The sequence below is a fragment of the Pseudomonas sp. H1_F01 genome (assembly GCF_054681425.1).
In genome coordinates, this window is sequence record NZ_CP162823.1 from 2885772 (window position 1) to 2911310 (window position 25539).

General features: G+C 63.7%; 23 protein-coding genes. 3 read left to right on the top strand and 20 right to left on the bottom strand.

Features of this window, described 5'->3' with window-relative positions; translation table 11 throughout:
• Nucleotides 1-21: 21 nt before the first annotated feature.
• The 7 genes from AB4O09_RS13415 to AB4O09_RS13445 form a co-directional block, all read right to left on the bottom strand.
• A complete protein-coding gene (locus AB4O09_RS13415; RefSeq protein ID WP_003202843.1) occupies nucleotides 22-375 on the bottom strand; it encodes a Na+/H+ antiporter subunit G in 354 nt (117 codons plus the stop codon).
• Complete coding sequence (locus AB4O09_RS13420) at nucleotides 372-650, bottom strand: K+/H+ antiporter subunit F (protein WP_003202841.1); 279 nt, start codon at nucleotides 648-650, stop codon at nucleotides 372-374. The genes AB4O09_RS13415 and AB4O09_RS13420 overlap by 4 nt, the downstream gene beginning before the upstream one ends.
• Nucleotides 647-1135: a Na+/H+ antiporter subunit E gene (locus AB4O09_RS13425; protein ID WP_013693584.1), complete on the bottom strand. Its 489-nt coding sequence runs from the start codon at nucleotides 1133-1135 to the stop codon at nucleotides 647-649. Before AB4O09_RS13425 ends, AB4O09_RS13420 begins: the two co-directional genes overlap by 4 nt.
• Complete coding sequence (locus tag AB4O09_RS13430; protein WP_028237599.1) at nucleotides 1132-2817, bottom strand: monovalent cation/H+ antiporter subunit D; 1686 nt, start codon at nucleotides 2815-2817, stop codon at nucleotides 1132-1134. Before AB4O09_RS13430 ends, AB4O09_RS13425 begins: the two co-directional genes overlap by 4 nt.
• The gene (locus AB4O09_RS13435; RefSeq protein ID WP_003202835.1) at nucleotides 2814-3158 is read right to left on the bottom strand and encodes a Na+/H+ antiporter subunit C; all 345 of its coding nucleotides are present in this window, start codon (nucleotides 3156-3158) and stop codon (nucleotides 2814-2816) included. Before AB4O09_RS13435 ends, AB4O09_RS13430 begins: the two co-directional genes overlap by 4 nt.
• Nucleotides 3158-6082: a monovalent cation/H+ antiporter subunit A gene (locus tag AB4O09_RS13440; RefSeq protein WP_003202830.1), complete on the bottom strand. Its 2925-nt coding sequence runs from the start codon at nucleotides 6080-6082 to the stop codon at nucleotides 3158-3160. The genes AB4O09_RS13435 and AB4O09_RS13440 overlap by 1 nt, the downstream gene beginning before the upstream one ends.
• Before the next feature lie 285 nt (nucleotides 6083-6367).
• Nucleotides 6368-7372, bottom strand: a complete 1005-nt coding sequence (locus AB4O09_RS13445; RefSeq protein ID WP_209311686.1) for a DMT family transporter — start codon at nucleotides 7370-7372, stop codon at nucleotides 6368-6370.
• A gap of 12 nt (nucleotides 7373-7384) precedes the next feature.
• On the opposite strand from AB4O09_RS13445, the gene AB4O09_RS13450 reads away from it, so the two are divergent.
• Together AB4O09_RS13450 and AB4O09_RS13455 are read left to right on the top strand one after the other, a co-directional pair.
• The gene (locus AB4O09_RS13450) at nucleotides 7385-7948 is read left to right on the top strand and encodes a helix-turn-helix domain-containing protein (RefSeq protein ID WP_003202826.1); all 564 of its coding nucleotides are present in this window, start codon (nucleotides 7385-7387) and stop codon (nucleotides 7946-7948) included.
• 15 nt (nucleotides 7949-7963) lie between these two features.
• A complete protein-coding gene (locus tag AB4O09_RS13455) occupies nucleotides 7964-9406 on the top strand; it encodes an FAD/NAD(P)-binding protein (RefSeq protein WP_460108323.1) in 1443 nt (480 codons plus the stop codon).
• 165 nt (nucleotides 9407-9571) lie between these two features.
• On the opposite strand, the gene AB4O09_RS13460 is transcribed toward AB4O09_RS13455, so the two are convergent.
• The 3 genes from AB4O09_RS13460 to AB4O09_RS13470 form a co-directional block, all read right to left on the bottom strand.
• Entirely contained in the window at nucleotides 9572-10687 is a 1116-nt protein-coding gene (locus AB4O09_RS13460; protein ID WP_003202822.1) for a Gfo/Idh/MocA family protein, read from the bottom strand.
• A gap of 234 nt (nucleotides 10688-10921) precedes the next feature.
• Nucleotides 10922-11689, bottom strand: a complete 768-nt coding sequence (locus AB4O09_RS13465; protein ID WP_003180553.1) for an SDR family oxidoreductase — start codon at nucleotides 11687-11689, stop codon at nucleotides 10922-10924.
• A gap of 24 nt (nucleotides 11690-11713) precedes the next feature.
• Nucleotides 11714-12781, bottom strand: a complete 1068-nt coding sequence (locus AB4O09_RS13470) for a phosphotransferase family protein (RefSeq protein WP_003202820.1) — start codon at nucleotides 12779-12781, stop codon at nucleotides 11714-11716.
• Between the two features lie 185 nt (nucleotides 12782-12966).
• On the opposite strand from AB4O09_RS13470, the gene AB4O09_RS13475 reads away from it, so the two are divergent.
• Nucleotides 12967-13362, top strand: a complete 396-nt coding sequence (locus tag AB4O09_RS13475) for a DUF4280 domain-containing protein (protein WP_003202818.1) — start codon at nucleotides 12967-12969, stop codon at nucleotides 13360-13362.
• Between the two features lie 41 nt (nucleotides 13363-13403).
• On the opposite strand, the gene AB4O09_RS13480 is transcribed toward AB4O09_RS13475, so the two are convergent.
• The 10 genes from AB4O09_RS13480 to tssB form a co-directional block, all read right to left on the bottom strand.
• Nucleotides 13404-13946 (bottom strand): toxin-antitoxin system YwqK family antitoxin, encoded by a 543-nt coding sequence (locus tag AB4O09_RS13480; RefSeq protein WP_003202816.1) that lies wholly within the window; start codon nucleotides 13944-13946, stop codon nucleotides 13404-13406.
• Between the two features lie 13 nt (nucleotides 13947-13959).
• Nucleotides 13960-15969 (bottom strand): type VI secretion system tip protein TssI/VgrG, encoded by a 2010-nt coding sequence (gene tssI / locus AB4O09_RS13485; protein ID WP_038856366.1) that lies wholly within the window; start codon nucleotides 15967-15969, stop codon nucleotides 13960-13962.
• A gap of 54 nt (nucleotides 15970-16023) precedes the next feature.
• Nucleotides 16024-16821: a hypothetical protein gene (locus AB4O09_RS13490; protein ID WP_053162876.1), complete on the bottom strand. Its 798-nt coding sequence runs from the start codon at nucleotides 16819-16821 to the stop codon at nucleotides 16024-16026.
• Between the two features lie 48 nt (nucleotides 16822-16869).
• Nucleotides 16870-19413 carry a type VI secretion system ATPase TssH gene (tssH, locus tag AB4O09_RS13495; protein WP_013693579.1) on the bottom strand — a complete coding sequence of 848 codons (2544 nt, stop codon included), beginning with the start codon at nucleotides 19411-19413 and terminating at the stop codon, nucleotides 16870-16872.
• A gap of 1 nt (nucleotide 19414) precedes the next feature.
• Entirely contained in the window at nucleotides 19415-20440 is a 1026-nt protein-coding gene (gene tssG, locus AB4O09_RS13500; protein WP_460108325.1) for a type VI secretion system baseplate subunit TssG, read from the bottom strand.
• On the bottom strand, nucleotides 20404-22194 hold the full coding sequence (gene tssF, locus AB4O09_RS13505) for a type VI secretion system baseplate subunit TssF (protein WP_003202807.1): 1791 nt from the start codon (nucleotides 22192-22194) through the stop codon (nucleotides 20404-20406). The genes tssG and tssF overlap by 37 nt, the downstream gene beginning before the upstream one ends.
• Entirely contained in the window at nucleotides 22178-22621 is a 444-nt protein-coding gene (gene tssE, locus AB4O09_RS13510) for a type VI secretion system baseplate subunit TssE (RefSeq protein WP_003202805.1), read from the bottom strand. The genes tssF and tssE overlap by 17 nt, the downstream gene beginning before the upstream one ends.
• Nucleotides 22622-22634: 13 nt before the next feature.
• Nucleotides 22635-23132, bottom strand: coding sequence for an Hcp family type VI secretion system effector (locus AB4O09_RS13515; RefSeq protein ID WP_003202803.1), 498 nt, complete (start codon nucleotides 23130-23132; stop codon nucleotides 22635-22637).
• Nucleotides 23133-23324: 192 nt separating this feature from the next.
• Nucleotides 23325-24806 (bottom strand): type VI secretion system contractile sheath large subunit, encoded by a 1482-nt coding sequence (gene tssC / locus AB4O09_RS13520; protein ID WP_003202801.1) that lies wholly within the window; start codon nucleotides 24804-24806, stop codon nucleotides 23325-23327.
• A gap of 30 nt (nucleotides 24807-24836) precedes the next feature.
• Nucleotides 24837-25397, bottom strand: a complete 561-nt coding sequence (gene tssB, locus AB4O09_RS13525) for a type VI secretion system contractile sheath small subunit (protein WP_003202799.1) — start codon at nucleotides 25395-25397, stop codon at nucleotides 24837-24839.
• Nucleotides 25398-25539: the final 142 nt, after the last annotated feature.

Consider the following 25539-nt stretch of genomic DNA (forward strand, 5'->3'; position numbering starts at 1 on the left):
TGGGAACGATCAACGTATCTGTCAGTCGTTTCGGCGACTGCTCACTTCCGCCGGCACATCATCCCCAGCCATGCGCTTGCGGAACAACGCCGCTCGGGCCAGCAGCAGGGTGGTCACCGGGACGGTGATGGACAACAGGATCGGTATCAGCCAGGCGTGCAACACCGGCCCGGATTTGAGCGCCGAAAAATACACGATCGAAGCCAGTGCCACGCACCAGGCGCCCAGTGTGGATGCCAGGGCCGGAGGGTGCATGCGCTGGAAGTAATCCTTCAACCGCACCAGGCCGATTGCCCCGGCCAGGGCGAAGAGGCTGCCGAGCACCAGCAGGATCGCCACCGGGATTTCCACCCACATCGACAGTTCGCCGGTCATTCGATCACCTCGCCACGCAGCAGGAACTTGGCCAGGGCAAACGAGCCGACAAAGCCGAACAGGGCGATCAGCAGCGCCGCTTCGAAATAGGTGTCACTGGCGTAACGGATGCCCAGCACCAGCATCATCAGCATCGCCACGATGTACAGGTAGTCCAGGGCCAATACCCGGTCCTGGGCCGAAGGGCCCTTGAACAGCCGCCACAGGGTCAACACCATCGCCAGGGAGAACAGGAACAGGCTCAACAGGATCGCATTGGACAGCAAGGGGCTCATTGGAAAATCTCCATCAACGGGCGCTCGTAGGTGGCCTTGAAATGCGCGATGAATGACGCCTCGTCTTGCAGATCGAATACATGCATCAGCAGGATGCTGCGGTCCAGGGCCAGTTCCGACCAGACCGTCCCCGGAATCACCGTGGTGATCATCGACAGCGCGGCCAGGCCGTTGGCGTCGTGCAGGTCCAGCGGCACCTTGATGAACCGCGAGCGAGGCGGGCGGCGGCCAGCGTTGAGCACACCCCAGGCCACCGCCACGTTGGACACCAGCACATCACGGCCCACCAGCAGGAACAAGCGCAACACCACCCACGGTCGGCGGATACGGATGGGCCGTGGGCGCAACGGGCGCATCAGCAACGGGGCCAGGAAGCCTAGCGCAGCGCCGAGCAGCAGATGGCCGGCGCTGACGGACACGTTCAACACCAGCCACAGCAACCACAGCGCCAGGGACAACCACGGGGCGGGAAACAGGCGCTTCATGGCTGCACCTCTGACAAGGCGGCGCGGGTCTCTGGGTTGGGCACGGCGCGGGTGGCGAGTACCGACATCACATAATGTTCCGGGTTGTTCAGCGCATCGGCAGCGGATTGGGTGTAGCGCAGCAACGGCTCGGCCTTGAAGGTCAGGGCGATGCCCAGGCCCAGCAAAAGGATGATCGGCAGGCATTCGAACGGCCGCAGCAACGGCGATGGGCGTTCCTGGGGCGTCCAGAAACGTTGGATGCCCAGGCGTGAAAAGGCAATCAGCGAGGCCAGCCCAGAGAGGATCAGCAAGGCCAACAGGCCCCACGCCTGGTTTGATACCGACTCCCCGCCGCTGGCTCCGAAGCCTTGGGGATTGAGCAGGGCGCTGAGCAGGCTCAGCTTGCCGATGAACCCCGACAGCGGCGGCATGCCGATAATCAACAGCGCACAGAAGATAAAGCTCAAGCCAAGGAAGGCCATGGTCCAGGGAATCACCTGCCCGACCACGGCTTTCTGCTCGTCATCGAGGTTGATGCCCTTGGGCGGCTGCAAGGATTCCAGCGGTCGCGGCAAGGTGTCGAAGTCGTCGTCCAGGGCCAGTTCATTGGCCGAGCGCGAACGTTCGATCAGCTCGGCCAGCAAGAACAGCGCGCAGAGCGCCAGGGTCGAACTCACCAGGTAAAACAGCGCCGCGCCCACCAGGTTGGGTTGGGCGAAGCCGATGGCCGACAACAGGATCCCGGCCGAGACCAGGATGCTCAGGCTCGCCATGCGCTCCAGGCGTTGGGCCGCCAGAATGGCGATGGCGGCGCAGACGATGGTCGCCATGCCGCCGTAGACCAACCAGTCGGCGCCGAAATACGCCGAGGCGCCGGCCTGGCCGGAGAACAGCAACGTCCACAGGCGCAGGATCGTGTAGACGCCGACCTTGGTCATGATCGCAAACAGCGCCGCCACCGGTGCGCTGGCGGCACTGTAGGCCGGCACCAGCCAGAAGTTCAGCGGCCACATGCCGGCCTTGGCCAGGAACGCCACCGCAAGGATGCCTGCGCCGGCGTGCAGCAAGCCGCGGTCGGCCTCCGGCACCAGCGGGATTTTCAGGGCCAGGTCGGCCATGTTCAACGTGCCGGTGACGCCATAGATCAGCGCAGCGCCGATCAGGAACAACGACGAGGCCAGCAGATTGATGGAAATGTAATGCAGGCCCGACGACACCCGCGCCCGACCCGAACCGTGCAGCATCAAACCGTAGGAGGCCGCCAGCAGCACTTCGAAGAACACGAACAGGTTGAACAGGTCCGCCGTCAGGAAGGCCCCGTAGAGGCCCATCAACTGGATCTGGAACAGCGCATGGAAACTCGCCCCGGCGCGGTCCCAGCGGGCCATGGCGAAGAGCAGGGCGCTGACGCCGATGATGCCGGTCAGCACCAGCATCAGCGCCGACAGGCGATCGACCACCAGGACAATGCCGAACGGCGCCTGCCAGTTGCCGGGCAGGTACACACCAATGGACGCGGGCAGGGCCTGGTCCTGGGTCCAGTACAGCAACAGCACGGCGATGCCCAGGCCCAGCAGGCTGGAAAGCAGATTGATCCGTGCCTTGAGCGGGCGGTGTTTCTCGCCCAGCATCAGCATCAACGCAGCGGTCAGCAGCGGCAGCAGGATGGGCGCGGCGATCAGATGGGGCGTCAATATCATTCCTTGGGCTCCCGACCGTCCACATGGTCGGTGCCGGTCAGGCCCCGGGACGCCAGCAGCACCACCAGGAACAGCGCGGTCATGGCGAAGCTGATCACGATGGCGGTCAGCACCAGCGCCTGGGGCAGCGGGTCGGTGTAGTGCAGCAGGTCCTGGGGCACGCCGTCCTTGATGATCGGCTCCTTGCCGATGAACAGGCTGCCCATGCTGAAGATGAACAGGTTGACGCCGTAGGACAGCAGGCACAGGCCCATGACCACCTGGAAGGTCCGTGGCCGCAATACCAGCCAGACACCGGAGGCGGCCAGTACACCGATTGCGATTGCGATGACTTCTTCCATCAGGCGGTGGCTCCTTTGACGGGGGCGACGGGTTTGGCTTGCAGGCCAGGCTTATGGGCCCGAACCGATTGGTGCGCCAGGGCGGTGAGGATCAGCAGGGTGGAGCCGACCACCACGGCGTACACGCCGATGTCGAAAAACAGCGCGCTGGCCACATGGAGATCCCCCAGCAGCGGTAATTCAAAATGCCAGGTGTGGGTGGTCAGGAACGGATAACCCACGGCCATCGCCCCCAGGCCCGTGGCGGTGGCGAACAACAGCCCGGTGCCCATCCAGCGCAGCGGTCGCAGGCTCATTTGCGCCTCGACCCACTGGGTGCCGGCAACCATGTACTGCAGGATGAACGCCACCGACATCACCAACCCGGCCACGAAGCCGCCACCGGGTTGATTGTGGCCACGCATGAACAGGTAGAACGACACCACCAGGGCGATCGGCAGCAGCAGGCGCACCAGCACCGACGGCACCATCATGAAACCCAATGCGGTGTCGCTGGCATGGCGCGGGTTGACCAGGTCGGTGACCACGTCCGGCGCCAGCAGGCGCTGTTGTGCCGGCAGCTGCATGCTTTCCTTTGGCGGGCGGAAACGTCGCAGCAGGGCGAACACCGCCAGGGCCACCGCCACCAGCACGGTGATTTCCCCGAGGGTGTCGAAGCCGCGGAAGTCCACCAGCATCACGTTCACCACATTGCTGCCGCCGCCTTCGGGCAGGGCCCGGCTCAAGTAGAACGAAGAAATGTCGTTGGGCGTCTGGCGCGTGAGCATCGCATAGGACAACAGCGCCATGCCGCCGCCGACGGCGCTGGACAGCAGCAAGTCCCGCAGGCGCCGGATGCGCGCGCGCCGCTCGCTGTTGGGCAGCGGCGAGACGTCCTCGATCCGCCGTGGCAGCCAGCGCAGGCCCAGCAGGATCAGCACGGTGGTGACCACTTCCACCACCAGCTGCGTCAAGGCCAGGTCGGGGGCGGAGAACCAGACGAAGGTCACGCAGGTCATCAGGCCGCAGACGCTGACCATGGTCAGGGCCGCGAGCCGGTGGTACTTGGCCTGCCAGGCCGCGCCCAGGGCACAGGCGATCGCCAGCAGCCACAGGGTGACGAAGACGATGGAGCCGGGGATCTTCGGCCGGTCGCCCCAGACCAGCGTGCTGTGCAGCATCGGGATCAGCCCGGCGAGCACCGCAGCGAGGACCAGCCAGAACAACTGGGCCTGCAGGCGGCGGGTGCTGATCCGTCGTTCCAGGCGCCGGCCCTGGCGCATCATCAGCACCAGGCAACGTTCGAACAGGCGCTTGCCGCTGAGTCGGCCAATGAGCGGCGGGTGCTTGATGTGCCCTTGCCGGAACTGATTGCGCAGCAGCAGGTACAGGACGATGCCGCCGGACATGGCCACCAGGCTCATGATCATCGGTGCATTCAGGCCGTGCCAGATCGCCAGGCTGTAGTCGGGCAGCGTGCCGCCCACCACCGGCAACGCGGCGGCCGCGAGCAGCGAGCCGACCACCTGGGCCGGAAAAATCCCCACCAACAGGCAGGTGAACACCAGCAACTCCACTGGCGCGCGCATCCAGCGCGGTGGTTCGTGAGGGGTATGGGGCAGGTCGGTGGCGGTGGGGCCGAAGAACACATCCACGGTGAACCGCAAGGAGTAGGCGACGCTGAAGGTCCCGGCGATGGTGGCGATGATCGGCAGCGCCAGTTCGACCCAGGCCGTGGCGGAAATGAACACGGTCTCGGCGAAGAACATTTCCTTGGACAGGAAACCGTTGAGCAACGGCACCCCGGCCATCGCCGCGCTGGCGACCATGGCCAGGGTCGCGGTGAACGGAATCAGCCGTACCAGGCCGCTGAGCTTGCGAATGTCGCGGGTGCCGCTTTCGTGGTCGATGATCCCGGCGGCCATGAACAGCGACGCCTTGAAGGTGGCGTGGTTGAGGATATGAAACACCGCCGCCACGGCCGCCAGTGGACTGTTCAGGCCCAGCAGCAGGGTGATCAGCCCGAGGTGGCTGATGGTGGAGTAGGCCAGCAGGCCCTTGAGGTCGTTCTGGAACATCGCGCAGTAGGCGCCAAGCAGCAACGTACAGGCCCCCGCGCCGCCGACGATGTAGAACCATTCTTCACTGCCCGACAGCGACGGCCATAACCGCGCCAACAGGAACACCCCGGCCTTGACCATGGTCGCCGAGTGCAGATACGCCGACACCGGCGTGGGGGCTGCCATGGCATGGGGCAGCCAGAAGTGGAACGGAAACTGAGCGCTTTTGCTCAAGGCGCCGATCAGGATCAGCGGCAACAGGATGGGGTAGAGGGCATGGGCACGGATCAGGTCGCCAGCGGCGAGGACCTTGTCCAGCTCATAGCTGCCCACCACATGGCCGAGCAGCATCACCCCGGCCAACAGGCAAAGCCCGCCAGCCCCGGTCACCATCAACGCCATGTAGGCACCGCGTCGAGCGTCGGCGCGGTGGTGCCAGTAACCGATCAGCAGGAACGAGAACAGGCTGGTCAGTTCCCAGAAAAACACCATCTGGATCAGGTTGCCGGAGATCACCAGCCCGAGCATGGCGCCCATGAATGCCAGGAAAAACGCGAAGAAGCGCGGCACCGGATCATCCGGCGACATGTAGTAGCGAGCATACAGCGACACCAGCGTGCCGATGCCCAGCACCAGCAACGAAAACAGCCAGGCGAACCCGTCCAGGCGCAATACGAAATCCAGGCCCAGGCTGGGCAACCAGGTGTAGTGCTCGCGGATCACGCCGCCGTCGGCGATCTGCGGGTACAGCAAGGCCACCTGAACCGTGCCGGCCAGGGCGACGAGGCCGGCCAGCAGTGATTCGGCGTTACGGGCGTTATGCGGCAGCAGCGCCGCGACACAGCTGCCGATGAAGGGCAAAAGCAATAGAACTATCAGTGACATAGGCTTCTATTCGGCGGGAGGTTGTGAGGGATCATACGTGGCGTATTCCCGATCACCAACCGTGAGGGTGTCGCAGAATCCTACAAGGGAGGTGGAGTTTTCTTACTTTGCGCCCTACACATCACCCGTGGCGAGGGAGCTTGCTCCCGCTGGGCTTGTGTAGGAACTGTCGAAGGCTGAGATCTGTTGATCTTTGATTTTTCGCTTGAGACTCAAGTGTCTGGGGAAAGATCGCAGCCTCGTTGCACTCGACAGCTCCTACACAGGTTCAAACGCCCCCCGGCCTCACTGTTCGCGCTCAAGCACTTCATCCACCTCGACGCTACCTTTGCTCCGTGTCTTCAGCTCACTGACAATCACCGCCGCCACGATCAGTGCCGCGCCGAACAAGGCAATCGCCGGCAGCCGCTCGCCCGCCAGGCGCCCGGCGATGCCGGCCCACACCGGCTCGCCGGCATAGATCAGCGTGGCGCGGGTCGGCGACACGCTTTTCTGTGCCCAGTTCATCGCCACCTGGATCGCTGCGCTCGCGGCGCCCAGGCCCACGGCGCTGACCAGCAGTAACATGGAAAAATCCGGGATCTTTTCCTGGGTCGGCACCACCATCAGGAAGGCCAGCACGGCGGTGCTTGCCAGTTGCACCACGGTCACCCGGCGCACATCGACCTGGCCGGCATAGGCGCTGATCAGGATGATCTCGGCGGCGATTGCGATGGCGCTGATCAACGTGGCGATTTCACCGGGGCTGAAATTCAGCGAGGCCCCGGCCGGGCCCGACACCAGCATCAGCCCGGTGAACGCCAGCATGATGCCGAGGCTGGGCATCAAGCCAGGTCGACGGCCCAGCACCAGCCATTGCAGCAAGGGCACGAATGGCACGTATAACGCGGTGATGAACGCCGACTGGCTGCTGGGGATGCTTTGCAGCCCGACGGTCTGCAAACCGTAGCCGAGCATGATCGCCACGCCGATGAAGCAGCCGGCCTTGAGTTCGAACAGCGTCAGGTCCCGCAGGTGCCGCCAGGAGAACAGCGCGACAAACGCGGCCGCAGCGGCAAAGCGCAGGCCGACGAAAAACATTGGCCCACTGACCGTCATGGCGTGTTGCACCAGCAGGAAAGTCCCACCCCAGATCATGGTAATCAGCACCAGCACGCATTCGGCCTTGCTGAACCTTGAGAAACGGGGGGAAGCTTGCGGGGAATTCACCGATGCCATGACCTTGCGCGCCACTTGAGGCGGACGCACAATGCGCCCGAAGTTGGGCAGTATAATGCGCAACCCAGCCATGTGAGCAATATAGTGCACAAAGAATCCGGCCAGCGGGCGTCCGTCCTGCAACACGTCAGCCAGAACGTCCGTCGTCTGCGGCATGCCGCCGAGCTCAGCCAGACGGCGCTCGCCGAGCTGTCGGGGGTCAGCCGGCGAATGCTGGTGGCCATCGAGGCGGGCGAAAAGAACGTTAGCCTGACCACCCTGGACCGGGTCGCCGAAGCCCTGGACGTGGCCTTCAGCGACTTGATCCAGGCCCCCGACGCCCGCGACCCGAGTCGCATCAACGAATTGGCCTGGGCCGGGACCATTGCCGGCAGCAAAGCCGTATTGCTCGCCAAGGCCACCGCCAGCCGCGAGGTGGAACTCTGGGAGTGGCGCCTGGAGCCCGGCGAGTATTACCCTTCAGAGCCCGACGCCGACGGTTGGAGCGAGCAACTCTACGTATTCGAGGGCTGCCTGACCCTGCTGTTGGGCAGCGAGGAACGCCGGATTGGTGCCGGTGAGTTTTTCATGTTTGCCAGCAACCAGCCCCATGCCTATCGCAACGATGGCCCGGTGGCGGCGAGATTCGTACGCAACGTGGTGATTTGATTCCTGGAGAGCGGTATGGACACAGCGCTGGAGCGACATGAGCAGGGCATCACCCGGGAGGCCGATATCCTGATCATCGGGGGCGGCCTGAGCGGTGCCATGCTGGCGGCACAATTGCTGCGCTTGCCGGGCCGTCGCGAAGTGCTGATCGTCGAGCCGCGCAGCGAACTGGGCCGGGGCGAGGCCTATAGTGCGGTGGAACTTGGCCATACCTTGAACGGCAACGCCGCGCGCATGAGCGTCGACCCGGACAACGCCGATGACCTGACCCAATGGCTCACCGCGTTCATCGAGGCCGGCGGCTGGCCCGAGGCGGATCAACAGCACGTGCCGATCAGCGAATTGTTCCCGCCTCGGGGGATGTTTGGCCTCTATGTGCAACAACGGCTGGCCGAGGCTCGCGAGATAGGCGCGCAAAACGGTTCGACCGCCGAGCACGTGCGCGGCGAGGCCGTGGACTTGCGGGTTGTCGACGATGCCGTAATGCTCACGCTGGATGACGGCCAGTTGTTGCGCGGGCGTTTCGCGGTGCTGGCCACCGGCATGTTCCCGGCGGCACGCACCCCGCAAACCGAATCCAGCGGCTTGAATGCCGCGGCCCTGGACCCTTGGGATGTGGCTGCGATGCGCCAGCTCGATCAGCAGTCCACAGTGCTGATCATCGGTTCGGGGTTGACCATGGTCGATGCCGTCGTGTCCCTGGAGCAGGCCGGGCACCGTGGGCCTATCGAAGTCTTTTCCCGCCATGGCCTGCTGCCCCATGTGCGCCGCCAGCCACCCGCCTGGGTGGATTTCCTCGCCGACGATCACAGCCTGCGGTCACCACGCCAATTGATGCGAGCCCTGCGCGAGCAATGCCGTCAGGCCCAGGTCCAAGGCATCGATTGGCAGGCGCCGCTGGACACGGTGCGTGCTCACATCGGGCGTTTGTGGAACCAGGCCAGCGATGTACAACGCCGGCAGTTCGTCCGGCATGTACGGCCGTGGTGGGAGAGCCATCATCATCGTTCGCCACCGCTGAGCGCCGAACTGGTGGCGCGTCTGCACGAAGAAGGGCGATTGCGGATCCATGCGGCGTCGTTCAAGGGATTGGCGTCCTCTGCCGAGGGCACGCTGGGTATTACCATCCGCCGCCGGGGCGAGACCGGGCTGACGGTGGTGCAGGGCGCGGCGCTGATCAACTCCAGCGGCATCGAATATGACTGGCGCCGGGTTGCACGGCCGTTGCCGCAACAGTTGCTGGCCCAGGGGCTGATCCAGCCCGGGCCGCTGGCCCTGGGCATCGCCGCGCGTGCCGATGGCGCGGTGCTGGACGTCCAAGGCGAGCCTGCCGAGCGCCTGTTCGCCATGGGCCCGCCACTGCGGGGGATGTGGTGGGAAAGCACCGCCGTGACCGATGTGGCGAGCCAGGCGAAGGCGTTGGCCGTGCGTTTGGTTGAACTGCAAACCCAAGATTGAAGTTGGACACTCCCTGTGGCGAGGGGATTTATCCCCGCTGCGTGGGAGCAAAGCTTGCTCGCGGTGCAGGCGCCTCGGTTCCCAGGGAGACCGCGTCATCTTCATCGTGGGCAAGCCTTGCTCCCACAGGTGGGAACGATCGTTATGAGCGGTTTGCTCAGCAGGTCATTGCTCGCTGACCTTGACCCAACGCTCCTCCCGCGCCGCCACACGAATCGCCGCCGCCAGCCGCTCCACTTCCCAGGCCTCTTCGAAGTCCGTCCCGCTGCCGCCTTCGCCTGCTAGGGTCATCACCAGTTCATGCACCTCCAGGGTCTTCAATTCGTTGTACCCCAACTGGTGCCCGGCCGCCGGGCTGAACGCGGCATAACCCGGCAAATCCGGACCGGCCAGCAGGCGCTGGAAACCTGGCTGGCCAACGCGACACAGGCGCAGTTCATTCAGTCGTTCCTGATCGAACGCCAAGGTGCCGAGGGTGCCGCTGATCTCGAAACCCAGGTGGTTCTTGTAGCCGTGCTTGAGCCAACTGCTGCTCACCGTGCCCCGGGCGCCGTTGGCGAAACGCAGCAGCCCGTGGACCTGGTCATCCACCGCGATGGCGCGTTGTTCGGCATTGCCCGCGCTGGCAGGGCGTTGGTGGTGAACGGTCTGGCTGTCGGCGCACACCGCCTCGACATCGCCCAACAAATGCCGGGCCATGGCCAGCAAGTGGCTGCCCAGGTCCGCCAATGCGCCGCCGGCGTGGGCCGCTTCGCAGCGCCATGACCACGGCGAGGCGGGGTCGGCCATGAAGTCTTCGCTGAATTCGCCCTGGAAACTGATGATCTGTCCCAGTTCGCCGCGCTGGATCATGTCCCGCGCCTGTTGAATGATCGGGTTGTGCTGGTAGTTGTAGCCGACCCTCGTCACCACCCCGGCCGCCTTGGCCGCCTGGCGCATCTGCTCGGCCTGCTCCAGGGACACCGCCAGGGGCTTTTCACAATAGACCGGCTTGCCCGCCGCCAACGCTGCCATGGCCATGGGGAAGTGCAGGTGGTTGGGCGTGGTGATGGCGATCAGGTTGACCTTCGGGTCGTCGATCAGTTGTTGCCAGTCGCTGTGGGCCGTCTCGAACCCCCAACTGTGGGCGCATTGCCGGGCACGCTGCGGATCGGCGTCGGCCAGGGCCGCCAGCTTCAGGTTCAGGGGAAGGTCGAACACCGCCTTGGCATTGTGGAACGCCAAGGCATGGGCACGGCCCATGAAGCCGGTGCCAATCAGACCGATGCCGAGTTCACGCATGATGAAGAGCCCTTTGAATTGTTATTTTCAGGAGGGCTATTTATGGAATAAATATTCTCTAATTGCAAATATTGGAATAAATATTCATTTTTTGTGTGATCACCATAGTCCCTGTGGGAGCGAGCTTGCTCGCGATAGCGCCGCATCAGTCGCACAAGTACTGGCTGACCCACCGCTATCGCGAGCAAGCTCGCTCCCACAGGGTTTCTCACAGGTCTGCCATGGCGCTCACTGTCAGGACAGGAAACCACCATCCACATTCAACGCCACACCCGTGGTGTAGCTCGACGCATCGCTGGCCAGGTACAACACCGCGCCGGCCATTTCGCTTGGGTCGGCCACGCGCTTGAGGGGAATCTGCGCCAGGGCGGTCTTCAGGATGGCGTCGTTCTTGACCAGTGCCGAGGCGAACTTGGTGTCGGTCAGGCCCGGCAGCAGGGCGTTGCAGCGGATGCCGAACTGCGCGCATTCCTTGGCGAAGACCTTGGTCATGTTGATCACCGCAGCCTTGGTCACCGAGTAGATGCCCTGGAAGATCCCCGGCGAGATGCCGTTGATCGACGCCACGTTGATGATGCTGCCGCCGCCGTTCTCGCGCATCAGCTTGCCGGCTTCCACCGACATGAAGAAGTAGCCGCGAATGTTCACGTCCACGGTTTTCTGGAACGCACCCAGGTCGGTGTCCAGGACGTTGCAGAATTGCGGGTTGGTGGCGGCGTTGTTGACCAGGATGTCCAAGCGCCCGAACTGTTCGCGGATACCTGCGAATACCTGGCTGATCTGCTCCATTTCACCGATGTGGCAGGCGATGGCGGTGGCCTTGCCGCCAGCGGCGATGATGGCGTCGGCCACGTGCTGGCAACCGTCGAGCTTGCGACTGGAAACGATCACATGGGCGCCTTGCTGGGCCAGCAGTTTGGCGATGGCCTCGCCGATGCCGCGGCTGGCGCCGGAAACGAAAGCGATTTTACCGTCGAGGTCGAACAACTGGGTCTTGGACATGCTGTTTCCTTGTTATAGGTGCGCTCAGAGCGTGGATTTGCTGATGACCTGCAGGCTCATCTGCTCCAGCAGTTTGTTCATCTGAACGAACTGCGCGAAGCGTTTGTCCTGGGTCTGGCCGTGGAAGAAGCGGTAGTAGATCTGCTGGACGATGCCGGCCAGGCGGAACAGCCCGTAGGTGTAATAGAAGTCGAAGTTGTCGATGCGGATCCCGGCGCGCTCGGCGTAGTAATCGACGAACTCGCGGCGGGTCAGCATGCCAGGGGCATGGCTTGGCTGACGGCGCATCAGTTGGACGGGGGCCGGGTCTGCGGCTTCGATCCAGTAGGCGAGGCTGTTGCCCAGATCCATCAACGGATCGCCGATGGTGGTCAGTTCCCAGTCCAGTACGCCGATGATCTGCATCGGGTTCTCCGGGTCGAGGATCACGTTGTCGAAGCGGTAGTCGTTGTGGACGATGCTCGAAGTGGGGTGGTCGGCCGGCATCTTGTCGTTGAGCCAGGCCTTGACCGCTTCCCACTTCGGCGCATCGGGCGTCAGGGCTTTTTCGTAGCGGTCGCTCCAGCCGCGGATCTGTCGGGCCACGTAGCCTTCGGGCTTGCCCAGGTCGGCCAGGCCGCAAGCGTTGTAGTCGACACGGTGCAGCTCGACGAGCCGGTCGATGAAGCTCTTGCACAGCGCTTCGGTGCGGGCGGCGTCGAAACCCAGTTCCGGCGGCAGGTCGGAGCGCAGGATGATGCCCTTGACCCGTTCCATCACATAGAACTCGGCGCCCATCACTGACTCGTCGGTGCAGTGCACGTAGGCTTTGGGGCAGTACGGGAAACCTTCGCGCAATTGATTGAGGATGCGGAACTCACGGCCCATGTCGTGGGCGGACTTGGCCTTGTGGCCGAACGGCGGACGGCGCAGGACGAATTCCTGCTCGGGGTATTCCAGCAGGTAGGTCAGGTTCGACGCGCCACCGGGAAACTGGCTGATCTGCGGCACGCCGGTCAGGCCGGGAATGTGGGCCTTGAGGTACGGGTCGATCAGGTTGGCATCGAGTTCTTCACCGTCGCGCACGCGGGTGGACTGATCAGTAAACGCCATGCTTATCCCTTCTGCTTATTTTGGAGGCCATCGATCATTGGCTAATCTAATGGCGCGCGGGAGGCGTCACAAGCACGCCAGGGTCTTATAGGTTAGCGTGTTGCAGGATAATCAGCGGGCCTGATGCACGACGGCCATGGGCGAGCTATGGTTGTGAGGTCTGTCGCTTTCAGGGAGTCATCGCGATGGGATGCCCGCAAGTCTGTGGCACCGCGACCTTGCAATGCAGCTTCGGCGCTGCCCCGGCGGTGCTCAATGTGCTGCCGGTCAATCGCCTGCTGACTGGCGGGATGCCGGCGGCGAACATCATGGATCACATCCCGCTGGTGAACATCACCACGTTCGGCATGTGCATGAGCCTGGCGAACCCGACCGTGGCCGCCGCCACCGCTGCGGCACTCGGCGTGCTGACCCCCATGCCATGCATCCCGGCCACTGCGGCCCCATGGATCCCCGGCGGCGCCCCGACCCTGTTGCTGGGCAACATGCCGGCCATCGATGCCAACAGCACCTTGATGTGCACCTGGGCCGGGGTGATCAAGATCGTCGTGCCGGGGCAGGTGCAAATGCTCATCCCCTGATTGGCAATCTTGCAGGCATTGCACAGGGGGGAAGACAATAGTCAGGCCTGCGCCGGATCATTCCAGCGCCTGAACCACCAGCGCACCCGGGAGATTGGCTTGCCTTCGGCGTCCAGTGGCCGGCCGTCTTCGGCGTAGGCCTGGGCTGGCTCCAGCAGTTGGCCGTTGAGGTAGCGGGCTTCGACCGCCGGGTTGCCGTTGGGGTGCAGGCGGCGATAGCGGCCGTCGCGCACGCCGTCGCGATAGACCTCGGCTTCGGCCAGTTGCCCGTTGGGGAAGTAGTTGTTCGCCTCACCGTGTAGCAACCCGCGGCGGTACGTGGCCTGGCGTTGCAACCCACCTTCGGCCGCATAGAAACTCGCCACACCCTGCAACTTGCCCTTCACGAACGGCAATACCGCCGAGACCTTGCCATTGGGGTGGTACAGGGTGCTGGTGCCTTGCAGTTCACCTTGGCTGTAGTTGAGTTTTGCTTGCGGGCGTTGGGCTTCTTCGATTTGCAGCGGGCCGTCGAGCTGGCCATCGACCAGTTGCCCGCTCAGTTGGCTGTCGCCACGTTCCAGGTCGAGTTTTTTCGAGGCCATTGGTAGGTTCCTGTCAGTTGACCTTCACCAGGCCGCCCTTGATGGTCAGCATGCCGCCGCCGTCCACGGTCTGTTCGGCCGCGGCCTTGTTCACCAAGCTGATGCCGGCGTCGTTGGTCAGGGTGGTGCCGGCCTTGTTTTCCAGCGAGGTACCGGCCTGGTTGCTCAGGGCTGTGCCGGCTTTCTGGCTGATGGACGTGCTGGCCTGGGCGGCCAGGTCGGCGCCGCTCTTGATCGCGAAGCTGCCGCCGCTTTGCAGGGTCAGGGTGCCGCTGACCTTGATGGTCAGGTTGCCGTCCACCGTCAGGCTGTAATTGCCGGTGACCTTGTGCTCGTAGTTGCCGCCGGTGCTGTGGGTCTGGTCCGAGCCCACGGTGACGGTGCGGGTGTCCTTCACATCAAGGCTGTCGCTGCCGGTCTGGATGGTCACGCTGCGCTTGCCTTTCTCCAGGGTCACGGTTTCGTCGCCATCCTTCACCGTGCGGGTGCGGGCGTTCTGCACCGTGAGGGTTTCGTCGTGGCCGACGGTGGCGGTGGTGTCGTTGAGCACGTTGATGTTGAAGTCTTTCTGGGCCTGGAGAAACACCTCTTCGGCGTCCTTCTTGTCTTCGAAACGCAACTCGTTGAAACCGCCGCCGCCCTTGGACGAATTGGTCTTGATCCCGGACTGGGTCTGGTTCGCCGGCAGTGCGTAGGGCAGGGCGTTGTCGCCGTTGTAGACGCAGCCGGTGACCAGGGGACGGTCCGGGTCGCCGTCGATGAAGGTCACGATGACTTCCTGGCCGATGCGCGGTACGAACTGCATGCCAAAGCCTTTGCCGCTCCAGGGCAAGACCACGCGGACCCAACAGGATGAGGTCTCGTCGTTCTTGCCGGTGCGGTCCCAGGGGAACTGCAATTTGATCCGGCCATATTCATCGGTCCAGATTTCTTCGCCGGCCTTGCCCACCACCAGCGCCGTCTGGGTGTGCATGCGCGGTTTTGCCGTGACGCGGGGCGGTCGATAGGCCGTGGCCTTGGGGATCGCTTCGAAGCGGTTGCGATAGCTGTCGTGGCTGGCTTCGTGACTGACCGAGGTCACGACCCAATCGATATTCAGCGTCGTGTCTTCGTGGCCGGCGAGGGTGAACCAATACCCTGGCACCAGCCAGCGGCAATCGCTTTCGCCGACAAAACGTTTCTCCTGGCTGCGCAGGCCGTCCACCCGCTGCTTGGTCAACGCATCGCCCTGGGCCTTGGCGGTGTAGCCGCCGGGATGTTCGTACATCGAGCTTGGCCCGGCCACGGCTTCGGCCTGGCTGTAGAGCGATGTCGTCGGCGTGGTGAACTCATAGTCGGTTGCCTGGTAAACCCCGGCCACCGCTTGCAGGCACACTTGCCCGGAGCGGATGCCATGCAGTTCCCGCTCGCCGATTATCTGCCCGAGGTAGTTCACCGTCGGCCCGTTGGGAATCGGTGCGAAAGCGTCGTTGCTGTCGGCCAGGACCAGCGTGTGGGTGCCTTCCTCATGGGTGAAGAACCAGAAGATCCCGTCTTCTTCCAGCAGGCGCGAGACGAAGGCCAGGTCGGTCTCGCCATATTGCACGCAGTATTCGCGCGGGGTGTAGCTGCCGGTGAGCTTGAGCTGGAAGTCGGTGAAACCATGGGCCTTGAAAATCGTGGTGACGATGTCCGAGGTGGCGAGGTTCTGGAATACGCGGTTGTTGCTGGCCAGGCTCAGCCACCAGAGCCAGGGCCGGAGCAGGAGTTGATAGCGCTCGGCGGTGGCGTCGGCGGGGAGCTGGCGGATTTCCGCGACCAGCAAGTCCAACGGGCGCAGCAGCGCGTCCTTGTGCAGGGTCGTGGTGACGTGACTGGCAACGGCGGTGGTGAGGGTTAACGAGGCGCCGTCGTTGATACCGTTGAGGATGTGCGAGCCCAATGCGTTGAGGCTTTCTTCGCCCGATAGCGATTCAGGGTACAACGCCGCCAGCGTGGTGGCAGTGAGGGAGAGGGTGGTGTTGCTGTCGGTGGCGCGGGGCATAGAGATCTCAGTTGCATAAGAGGTTCATGATCTTGCGCATCTGCAGTCTTGAACTCAGGTAGGCACGACTTCAAATTTCAGTCCTTTGTAGAGGGTCGGATTTGCCTCGATATAATTCATCATTTGTCTGGCGTCGCTTATTTTGATTGCGGGCGTCACTGCGGTGCGCCCCAGATTGTTTGCATTGGTCAGTGCGGTTTCGATATTCAACGTCCAGCCATTGGCCCTTTTTGCAAAGTCGGTAAGCGCGGTCCTGGCGAAGGTTTCGCTGATGGCATTGTCATTGAGCAGCACAATTGCACAGGTCTTCGAGTCGAGAGTCTGTTCCAGGAATTGGGCTCTTTGATTGGAAGCCGGGTGCGTCGTGTCACCTGCGGAGTTCAAGCGGTTAAGATAATTGATGGCCGCCAGTATCACTCTCAGGCCATGCTCGGTTTTCTGAGCGATCCAGTGATTGAGCGAGTACACGTCAGCATCGATTTCATTACGATATTGAGTGGGTATCGCGGTGCCTGGGTTATTTACGGTATCGGTCGGCGCCAAACCGGCGATATGCCCCAATCGAAGATGTCCGATTTCATGCATGAAAACAAATTGGGATACCAGTGAGCCACCTTCGCCAACGTCCGACGCAATATAAAGGACGATGGGCTCACCCGGGGTTGCACCCAGCACGTTGCTGCACATGGGGTCAGCTTGATTGTAGGTGGTCGCGAACATGTAATAACCTTTGTGGGCATGGGGGGCTCTGTTTCGGTTGATCACGATTGTTTTTATTCCGTTCGTGACCACGGGGAGGGAGATCAACGTCTGCCTCCAGTCCACTCCATTCCAGTCTTCAGGCAGCGCCATAGCGAGTTCCTTTTCTTTGGTCATTCCAAGTGGGAAATGGCAAAGGACTTATTCCAACACCCACTCCGCCAACTTCCCTGTCACTTGCGTCATCAACACATTCTCGACGTCCCGTGCCCCCGCCGCGCTGCATTTGGCCAACACAGCCTTGACGATTCCGGCATCGAACTCGAACTGCTTGCCCGTCGCAGCCTTGTAGCGCCCGCGCAGTTTTTCCAGCTTCGCCAGCACGATCCCCTCCAGTGTCGCTTCATCCAGCGGCCGGTATGCCACCACGGTCATGCGCGCCAAAAACGCCGGGCGGAATGCTTGCAGCAGCACCTTGTGCAAGGCTTCGTTGAAGGCGTCGCTGCCCAGTTGCGCGGCGGGCGTATCCAGCAATAGCTCGGCGCCGACGTTGCTGGTGGCGAGCATCACGGTGTTCTTGAAGTCCACCACCAGGCCGGTGCCATCTTCCATCAGGCCTTTGTCGAAGACGTTGTAGAAGGCTTCGAGCACATCCGGGTGGGCTTTTTCGATTTCATCCAGCAGCACCACCGAATAGGGTTTGCGCCGCACCGCTTCGGTGAGCACGCCGCCGCTGCCGTAGCCGACGTAGCCGGGTGGGGCGCCTTTGAGTTGGCTGACGGTGTGGGCTTCCTGGTACTCCGAGAGGTTGATGCTGATCAGGTTGCGTTCACCTCCGTACAAGGCGTCGGCCAGGGCGTAGGCGGTTTCGGTCTTGCCCACGCCGGTGGGGCCCACCAGCAGGAATACGCCGACCGGTTTCTGTGGGTCGGTGAGGCCGGCGCGGTAGGCTTGCAGGCGTTGGGCGATGGTGTTCAACGCGGTGCTCTGGCCCATGACCCGCTGGCCCATGCGCTGGCCGAGGGTGCGCACGGCGTGGGCTTCGTCGGCGAGCATCTTGCCCACCGGGATGCCGGTCCAGCCGGCGATCACGGCGGCGACGGTCTTGCTGTCCACCTGTTCGGGCACCAGCGGATCGTCCTGGCGAATGGCATCCAGGCCAGCTTCCAGGCGCAGCAGTTCGGCGGCCAGGTGGTCGATGCGGTTATCGATCTCGGTGTCGGCTTTTTCACTGTCGGCGCGTTCGCTCAGGGCAAGCAGTTCGCGCCGGGTGTCGAGCAGTTCGCGCACGGCTTCGCGCTCTTCGCCCCAGCGAGTTTCCAGCTCGCGGATGGCCTGCACATTGCTGGTCGATTCGTCTTCGAGCAGAGTGATGCGCTCGCGGTGATCGAGCCCGGTGGCCTGTTCCCGGCGCAGGCGTTCGACCTCGTCCTTGAGGCTGTTCTGCCGATGGCGCAGGCTTTCCAACGGCGGCGGCACGTCGTGCTGGCCGAGGGCGACCCGGGCGCAGGCGGTGTCGAGCACGCTGATGGCTTTGTCCGGCAACTGTCGCCCGGAGATGTAGCGGTGGGACAGCTTCACCGCCTCGTGGATGGCCGCGTCCAGCACCTGCACGCCGTGGTGCTGTTCCAGTTTGCTCGCCACGCCGCGGAGCATTTCCACCGCGGTAAGTTCGTCCGGTTCTTCGACCTGCACCAGTTGGAAGCGGCGGGCCAGGGCCGGGTCTTTCTCGAAATATTTTTTGTACTCCAGCCAGGTGGTGGCGGCCAGGGTGCGCAGTTCGCCCCGGGCCAGGGCCGGCTTGAGCAGGTTGGCCGCGTCGCTGCCGCCTTCCGCGCCGCCGGCACCGATCAGCGTATGGGCTTCGTCGATGAACAGGATGATCGGTTTTTCGGCACTGCGTACCGCGTCGATCACGCCTTTGAGGCGTTGTTCGAATTCACCTTTGACACCGGCACCGGCCTGCAACAGGCCCAGGTCGAGGACACGCAGGGTGACTTCCTGCAACGACGGCGGCACATCCCCGGCGGCGATACGCAGGGCCAGGCCTTCCACCACTGCGGTCTTGCCGACGCCTGGTGCGCCCACCAGGATCGGGTTGTTCTGCCGGCGCCGGAGCAGAATGTCGATGCACTGGCGGATCTCGCCGTCGCGGCCGACGATGGGGTCGATGCGCCCGGCCCGGGCGTCGGCGGTCAGGTCCTGGGTGTACTGGTCCAGCACCGGGTCCTGTTTCTGTGGCACCTCGCCGGGTTTGGCCGGGCGCACGCCACCGGCATGCTCGCGGGAGCTTTCGGTCCATTCCAATAGGTGGGCGCGCAGGGCGTCGCGAGGAATGCGCAGCAACGACGAGGCGCTGTTGAGCAGCAGGCTGCGGCGCTCATCGCGGTCCAGCAGCGCCAGCAGCAACAGCCCGGAGCGGATGCTGTCCAGGCCCAGCACGCTGGCCTGGACCACGGCGTCTTCCAGCAGGCCGATGGTTTGTGCCGACAGGGCGGGTGTGCGGGTGCTGCCGGATTTGAACAGGTCCAGGGCCTTGTTGGTTTCCGTCGCCACCGCGTCACGCTCCAGACCGAATCGTGGCAGCAGGCAGGCAAAATCACCGCCCTCGATGTCGAGCAACTCCAACAGCAGGTGTTCGATTTCCACGTAATGATGGCTGCGCTGCATGCAACGTTGCGCGGCCCGTTCCAGGGCGCGGCGGTTGTCCGGGTTGAGGCGTCCGATCAGGCTGGCCAGTTCCATTTCAGGCTATCTCCGGCTGACGAAGGCGGGTTTCGATCCGTTGCACGGCGAGGGTCGGCTGGCGTTGCAGGCCGCCGTTCCAGTTCAGCCGTGGCGCTGCCTGGCGGTCCAGTTGCAGTGGGCCGGCGCCACGGATCAGCAACACCAGGGTGCAATCCAGGTCGGGGCCGAAGTACAGGGCGTAGAGACTGGCGAGCAGCGCATGGGCTTCGCCGTTGGGCAGCAGTCCGCTGGCCTGGCCCGTGGTCAGCGGGCCGAGGGTCAGGCGCACGCCGGCATGTTCGTCCCAGACGTGGGTGCCGGTCACCGCGTTGCGGCCCAGGCACAGGTTGCGCCCGCCCGGTTGCAAGCGGCTGCGGCTGGCTGGCGGGATTTCACGCCAGCCACCTTCGTAGGCGGTCAGCTCCACGGGCAGCCCGAACTGTTCACGGACAATCGCCGCGAACCCATCCAGGGAGCGCCGGCCATCGGCGTACAGCGCGGTGCAGGCCAGTACCGCCGAGTCGGGGGCGGCCTGGCGTTCCTGCAAGGCCTTGGGCAGCAAGCCGGTCAACGCCCGCAGTTGCGCGTTTACGGCGGACGCGCCTGGGGCGGTAAAACCCACGGCGATGCGATGTTTGCGCATCACCTTGTAAAGCAGGCTGAGCAGGCGATGCTGGAACAGGTCGAGGAATTCCGCTGGGGCGTGGTCCTTCGCCCGTGCCCGTTGTTGCAGCCATTCCTGGTAGGCGTAGGGCAACGGGCCGTCGGGGCCGCCGAGGCCGAAGATCGGCGTGGTCAGGGTTGGCGGCAGGCCGGGTTCCTGGCTCAGGCTCTCGACTTCACTGGCGGCGAACAACGGCGTCAAGGGCCCGCGCAGACGCAAGGCTTCGGCGTGCGGCGCGGTGCCGCTGCCCAAGGGCTCGGCCTGGGGATGTTCACGTTCGAGCAGCAGCAAGGCCTGGAGCCATTCGAAGCGTTGCGGGTCGCGGCGCAGGCGCTGGCTCAGGTTCAGAGCACCAGGGGTTTGCCGGCTTGGGGTTGCCATGTCTTCACCTCCTTGTCGGACTGGACCAGCACGGTGCGCACGAAGCGATTGGCGGTGGCGTAAAGGGAAAAGAATTGCGCCAGCACCCCGGAGAACAGCACGGCGCTGCTACCGACGAAGTATTGCGGGTCCAGTTGCAGGCGCACCTCCAGCCCGTTGCGCCAGCCGCGCCAGGCGTCTTCGCCGACATGGGCGATGACCCGGTCGCAGCCCAGCCCCGATACCCCTTCGATCTGGCGATGGGCGCTGGCCTCGTCCCGCAGGTTGTGCAGTTGGAGAATCTCGCGCAGGGCGTCCAATGCCTGGGGGCCTTCGACCAGCGACAAATGGTTGAGGGTCAATTGCGACACCAGCCGCCAGCGCGATTCGCCGTCCAGGCGCGGCAGGCTTTGCGGGCTGGGTGGGTTGCGCAGGCGTGCCCAGGCCACCGGCCCCGGGCGCTCGAAACCCAACGGGGTGCCGGCCGGCAGGCTCTGGGCCAGATGGCGGTTGGTGCACAGCAGTTCGGCGGTGAGGCTGTAGTCGCGGGTATCGGCCAGCGGGTCGAACTGGGTGTCCACCAGGCTGACCATCAAGTCGGTGCCCAATCGATTCGGGCTCATGCCACTGACCCGACGCGCATGCCAATAACAGGTTTGGTCGCTGCCATGCTGGCTGCCGTAATAGGCCGGCACTTTGCGCACGCCCTGGCTGGACATGGCGCGCATGCCACGGATGCTGTGGATCTCGACGCTGTTTTCCCGATGACTGTCGGCCACCAACCGGTACTCGCTGCGAGTGCCATCCGGGCGCAGCGGCTCGGAAGTCCTGGGGAACAGGTTGATCACCGGCGTGCAGCCCAGGGCGATGTCGCTGGCCTGGAGCGGCAGGCGGCTGGTGGGAGGGCGGTCGAAAACGATGTACAGGTACAAGGACGGGCCGTCGCTGGTGGCGCCGGCCAGTGGCAGATCGAAGAAGCCGAATTTATCCGGGAAGGCAAAGTACTCGGCCAGCAGACGCATGCCCGGATGCACACCGTCTTCATCCGGCAGCAAGACCTGGTCACTGGCGAAGCCGACGATCTGTGGCAAGCCTGTCAGCGACTCCGGCACGCTGCCCGGCGCACCGGCCAGGACCTCAATGGCGTGCGCGCCCAGCAGGTCATACAGCCCGGCGTTGATGATCGGTGACGCCGCCAGGTGTACCCGCAGCGAGTCGATTCCCAGCGTCGACCACTGGCTTTCGCCCAGGCACCGCAGCTCCAGGCGCAAGGCCGAGCGGGCCCGGACCACTCCGGTCAGCGCCTGGGCTTCGTCGCTGCCCAGCAGCAATGCCTCGCTGATTTCCACCGGCCACAAATGCACGGCGGCGGTGGTCCGAAAATGAATGCTCTGGCCTGTGTCCGTGGTGACGAACAACGGTGTGTCGCGGGGCAGCGGGTAGCCCTCGTTCAAGTTGCCTTTGCTGGGGTCGGGTTCGAACTGCACGATGGCGCACGAAGGCAAAGGGCGCATGGCCAACGGGTAAAGCTGTTCGAGCAGGGCATCGCTGAATTCGGCGTAGTCGTCGTCCAGCCGGCGTTGCAAGCGGGCGGCCAACAGCGCGAAACCTTCGAGCAGGCGCTCGACATGCGGGTCGGGGCACTCTCCGGGGGACAACTCCAGGCGCCGGGCGACCTTGGGGTAGCGCTCGGCGAACAGACTCCCGGCATGCCGCAACCAGGTCAGTTCGCGTTGGTAATAGTCCAACAGTTGCGGGTCAATCGAGTCGCTCATGTCGTACCTCAAGGCCGTCGCCGGCGTGCTCGATGACAAAGGCCACGGGCCATGCGTGCAGGTCGCCGCGCAGCTCACCCAACAGCCGTATGCACAGTTGCTGCGGATGGCCCGGCACCGGGCAGACCTCGACCTCGCCCAGGCGCAGGCGAGGTTCGAAGTGGGTGATGGCCTGGCGGATTTCCCGGGTCAGTTGACGCCGGTCATCGCTGCGCTGCTGTTGCAGCGCGGTCCAGTCGGCGATGCCGTAGTCCAGGATGCTCGGCGGTTCGGTCAGCGCCCGTGGGCCGCGTCGGGTATTGAACAGGCGTGACAGTTCGGCATGCACCGAGTCTTGCAACGCCTGCCGGTCGAACGCCCGCCCGGTATCGTTCGCCGGGCTGGCCAGGCGTTCGAACAGGGGCGGGCGCAGCCCGAAGCCAGCCATGGGCGCGGTTTCCCTACTTGGTCATTTTGTTGGCGGCCAGGTCCCAGGTCGTGCCCGCCGTGCCTTCCTTGGTGCCGTCGTCTTTCTGCGCAGTGAGCTCCCATTTGATCTTGGTGAAGTTCAGCGACAGGGTTTCCACCGGTTTGCCGCCGGTGCCGCCGCTGACACTGACGTTGGACAGCACGACGTTGGTCAGGGTGTAGATGATGAACGGCATGAGTTTGCCGCTGCCCTCGGCGGCATTGCGGCCAACGGTGATGACGGCTTGCGGGATCGGCTTGCCGGCGCAGCAATACTCATTGAGGGTGGGGGTGGAGCTGTCGACGAATTTGGTCAGGGTGAACTCGCCGATGTGGGGTCGGCCGGAGGTGCGCTCCGAGTTGCTGACGTCGTTGGTGACTTGCATCGCCACGTTGTGGCTGTAGGACATGACCTCGATCTTGTCCGTGAAACCCTCCAGCAGGCTGTCGCCCTTGATGTCGCCGCCGAGGTCGAGAATGATTGCATCCATTGTGTGGAACTCCTGAAGAAGACGAATGAGGTAGTGCCCGGTACCTGTAGGAGCTGCCGAAGGCTGCGATCCTTTGATCTTTCGCTTGGGACTCAAGCGTCCTTGGAAAGATCGCAGCCTCGTTGCACTCGTCAGCTCCTACAGTCAGCTCCTGCAGTGGGCAGTGGGAGCTTGCTCCCTCGCCAAGGGCGGTCAGGCAGCTACCGGTGGCGGCAGGGTCGCCACCAGGCGGATCGAGGCGGTCAGCTCCTCCAGCTGGAAGTGCGGCCGCAGGAACACCGTGGCCTTGTAGGCCCCTGGCTTGCCGGCCACTTCCGTCACGTCCACCCGTGCTTCGCGCAACGGGTACTGCGCCTTGATCTCTTGCGGCGCGTTGTCGTTGATCAGCACGTAGTCGGCGATCCAGTTGTTGAGGTAGGTCTGCACGTTGTCGCGGGTCATGAAACTGCCGACCTTGTCACGCATGATCACCTTCAGGTAATGGGCGAAGCGCGAGGCCGCGAGCACGTATGGCAACATCGCCGAGATCCGCGCGTTGGCGTTGGCCTCGTTGGTGTTGTAGGCCTTGGCCTTGTTGGTGGTCTGGCCGCCGAAGAACACCGCCACGTCACTGTTTTTCTTGTGGCACAGGGAGATGAAGCCCAGGTCGTTGAGTTCCTTTTCACGGCGGTCGGTGATTGCCACTTCGGTCGGGCATTTGAGCGACAGATCCCCGGAACTGGTGCGGAACGTATGGGCCGGCAGGCCTTCGACCGCGCCACCGCCTTCGGCCCCGCGAATGGCTGCGCACCAGCCATATTTGGCGAAGGCTTCGGTGATGCGTTGCGCCAGGGTCCAGGCGGCGTTGCCCCACAGGTATTTGCTGTGGTCGGTGCCGTTGACGTCTTCGACGTAGTTGATGCCTTCCACCGGCAGCGTGTCCGGGCCGTATGGCAGGCGCAGCAGGAAGTGCGGCAGCACCAGGGATACGTAGCGCGAGTCTTCGCTTTCACGGAAGGCGCGCCACTTGATCAGCTCCTGGCTTTCGAAAATCTTCGACAGGTCCCTGGGGATCGCCAGTTCGGTGAAGCTGGTCATGTCGAACAACCGCGGGCTGGCCGCGGCAATGAACGGGGCATGTGCGGCGGCGGCGACGTTCGAGAGTTTTTCCAGCAGGCCGATGTCCTGGGGATGCCGGCCAAAGGTGTAGTCGCCCACCAGCAGACTGAACGGGTGCCCGCCGAAGGTGCCGTATTCTTCCTCGTAGATTTTCTTGAACAGCGCGCTCTGGTCGAATTCGACGGCTTTTTCCAGATCGTTCTGCAGTTCTTTCTGGGTGACGTTGAGCAGGCGCAATTTGAGCCGGGTGCTGGTCTCGGTGTTCTGCACCAGCAGGTGCAGGCCGCGCCAGGAGGCTTCGAGTTTCTGCAGGTCGGGGTGGTGCAGCACTTCGTTTAGCTGGGCGCTGATCAACTGGTCGATCTGGCTGATGCGGTCGTTGATCATCGCCACGGTGTCCTTGTCGATGGCCATGCCTTCGTCGAGGACCTGGGTGGCGAATTCGGCCAGCATGTCGCGGGCGTAATCTTGCTGGCTGTCGTCGTGGGCCATGCGGCCTTCGGCGATGATCTTGTCCAGCAGGGACAGGGTCTGGGTCGTGCTCTCGCTGGTTTGAGCGCTGGATGAAGCAGGCATGGCGTTATCTCCCTTGAATGATGCGCGCGATCAGGCCTGTGGTTCGGCCGGGGCAGGGTCATCGTTGGCGGCCACGGCGGGCAGCTCCGGCGGTACGTCCTGGGGTCGCGCCGACTTGATTTCCTGCAGGCCCTCGGTGTTGGCGATCACGTCGCGCAGCAGCTTGTCCAGGTCGTCGTTGCCATCGAGTTTGGTCAACAGGTCCCGCAGGCGTTGGCGCGCTTCGAACAACCGACGCAGCGGCGTGACCTGCTCCACGACCTTGACCGGGTCGAAGTCGTCGATGTGACGGAAGTTGAGTTCGATGTTGAGCTTGCTGTCGTCGCCGCTGAGGGTGTTGTTCACCTGGAGCGTGGCGCGGGGGGAGATGGAGGCGAGTACCTCGTTGAAATTATCCCGATCGATTTCGGTAAAGCGCCGCTCATTGAGCTTGGGCAGCGGGTCCAGTGGCTTGCCTGAGAGGTCGGCCAGAATGCCGACCACCAGTGGCAATTCTTTTTTCTCGATGGCGTTGCCGATCTCCACGTCATAGGTGATCTGGACGCGGGGAGGACGGACTCTGTCGAGCTTGTGCTGGGTACTTTCTGCCATGGCGGCCGACTCCGATGCATGTGTGGGCGCAATGCATCGGGAGTCCCGCTCATCGCATTCCCTTGCTGATCCACAGGTTGCAAATGGACGGCAGAAAACCTGTCATTCCCTTGACGAACCTGGCGCATTCGACCGTGTGGGT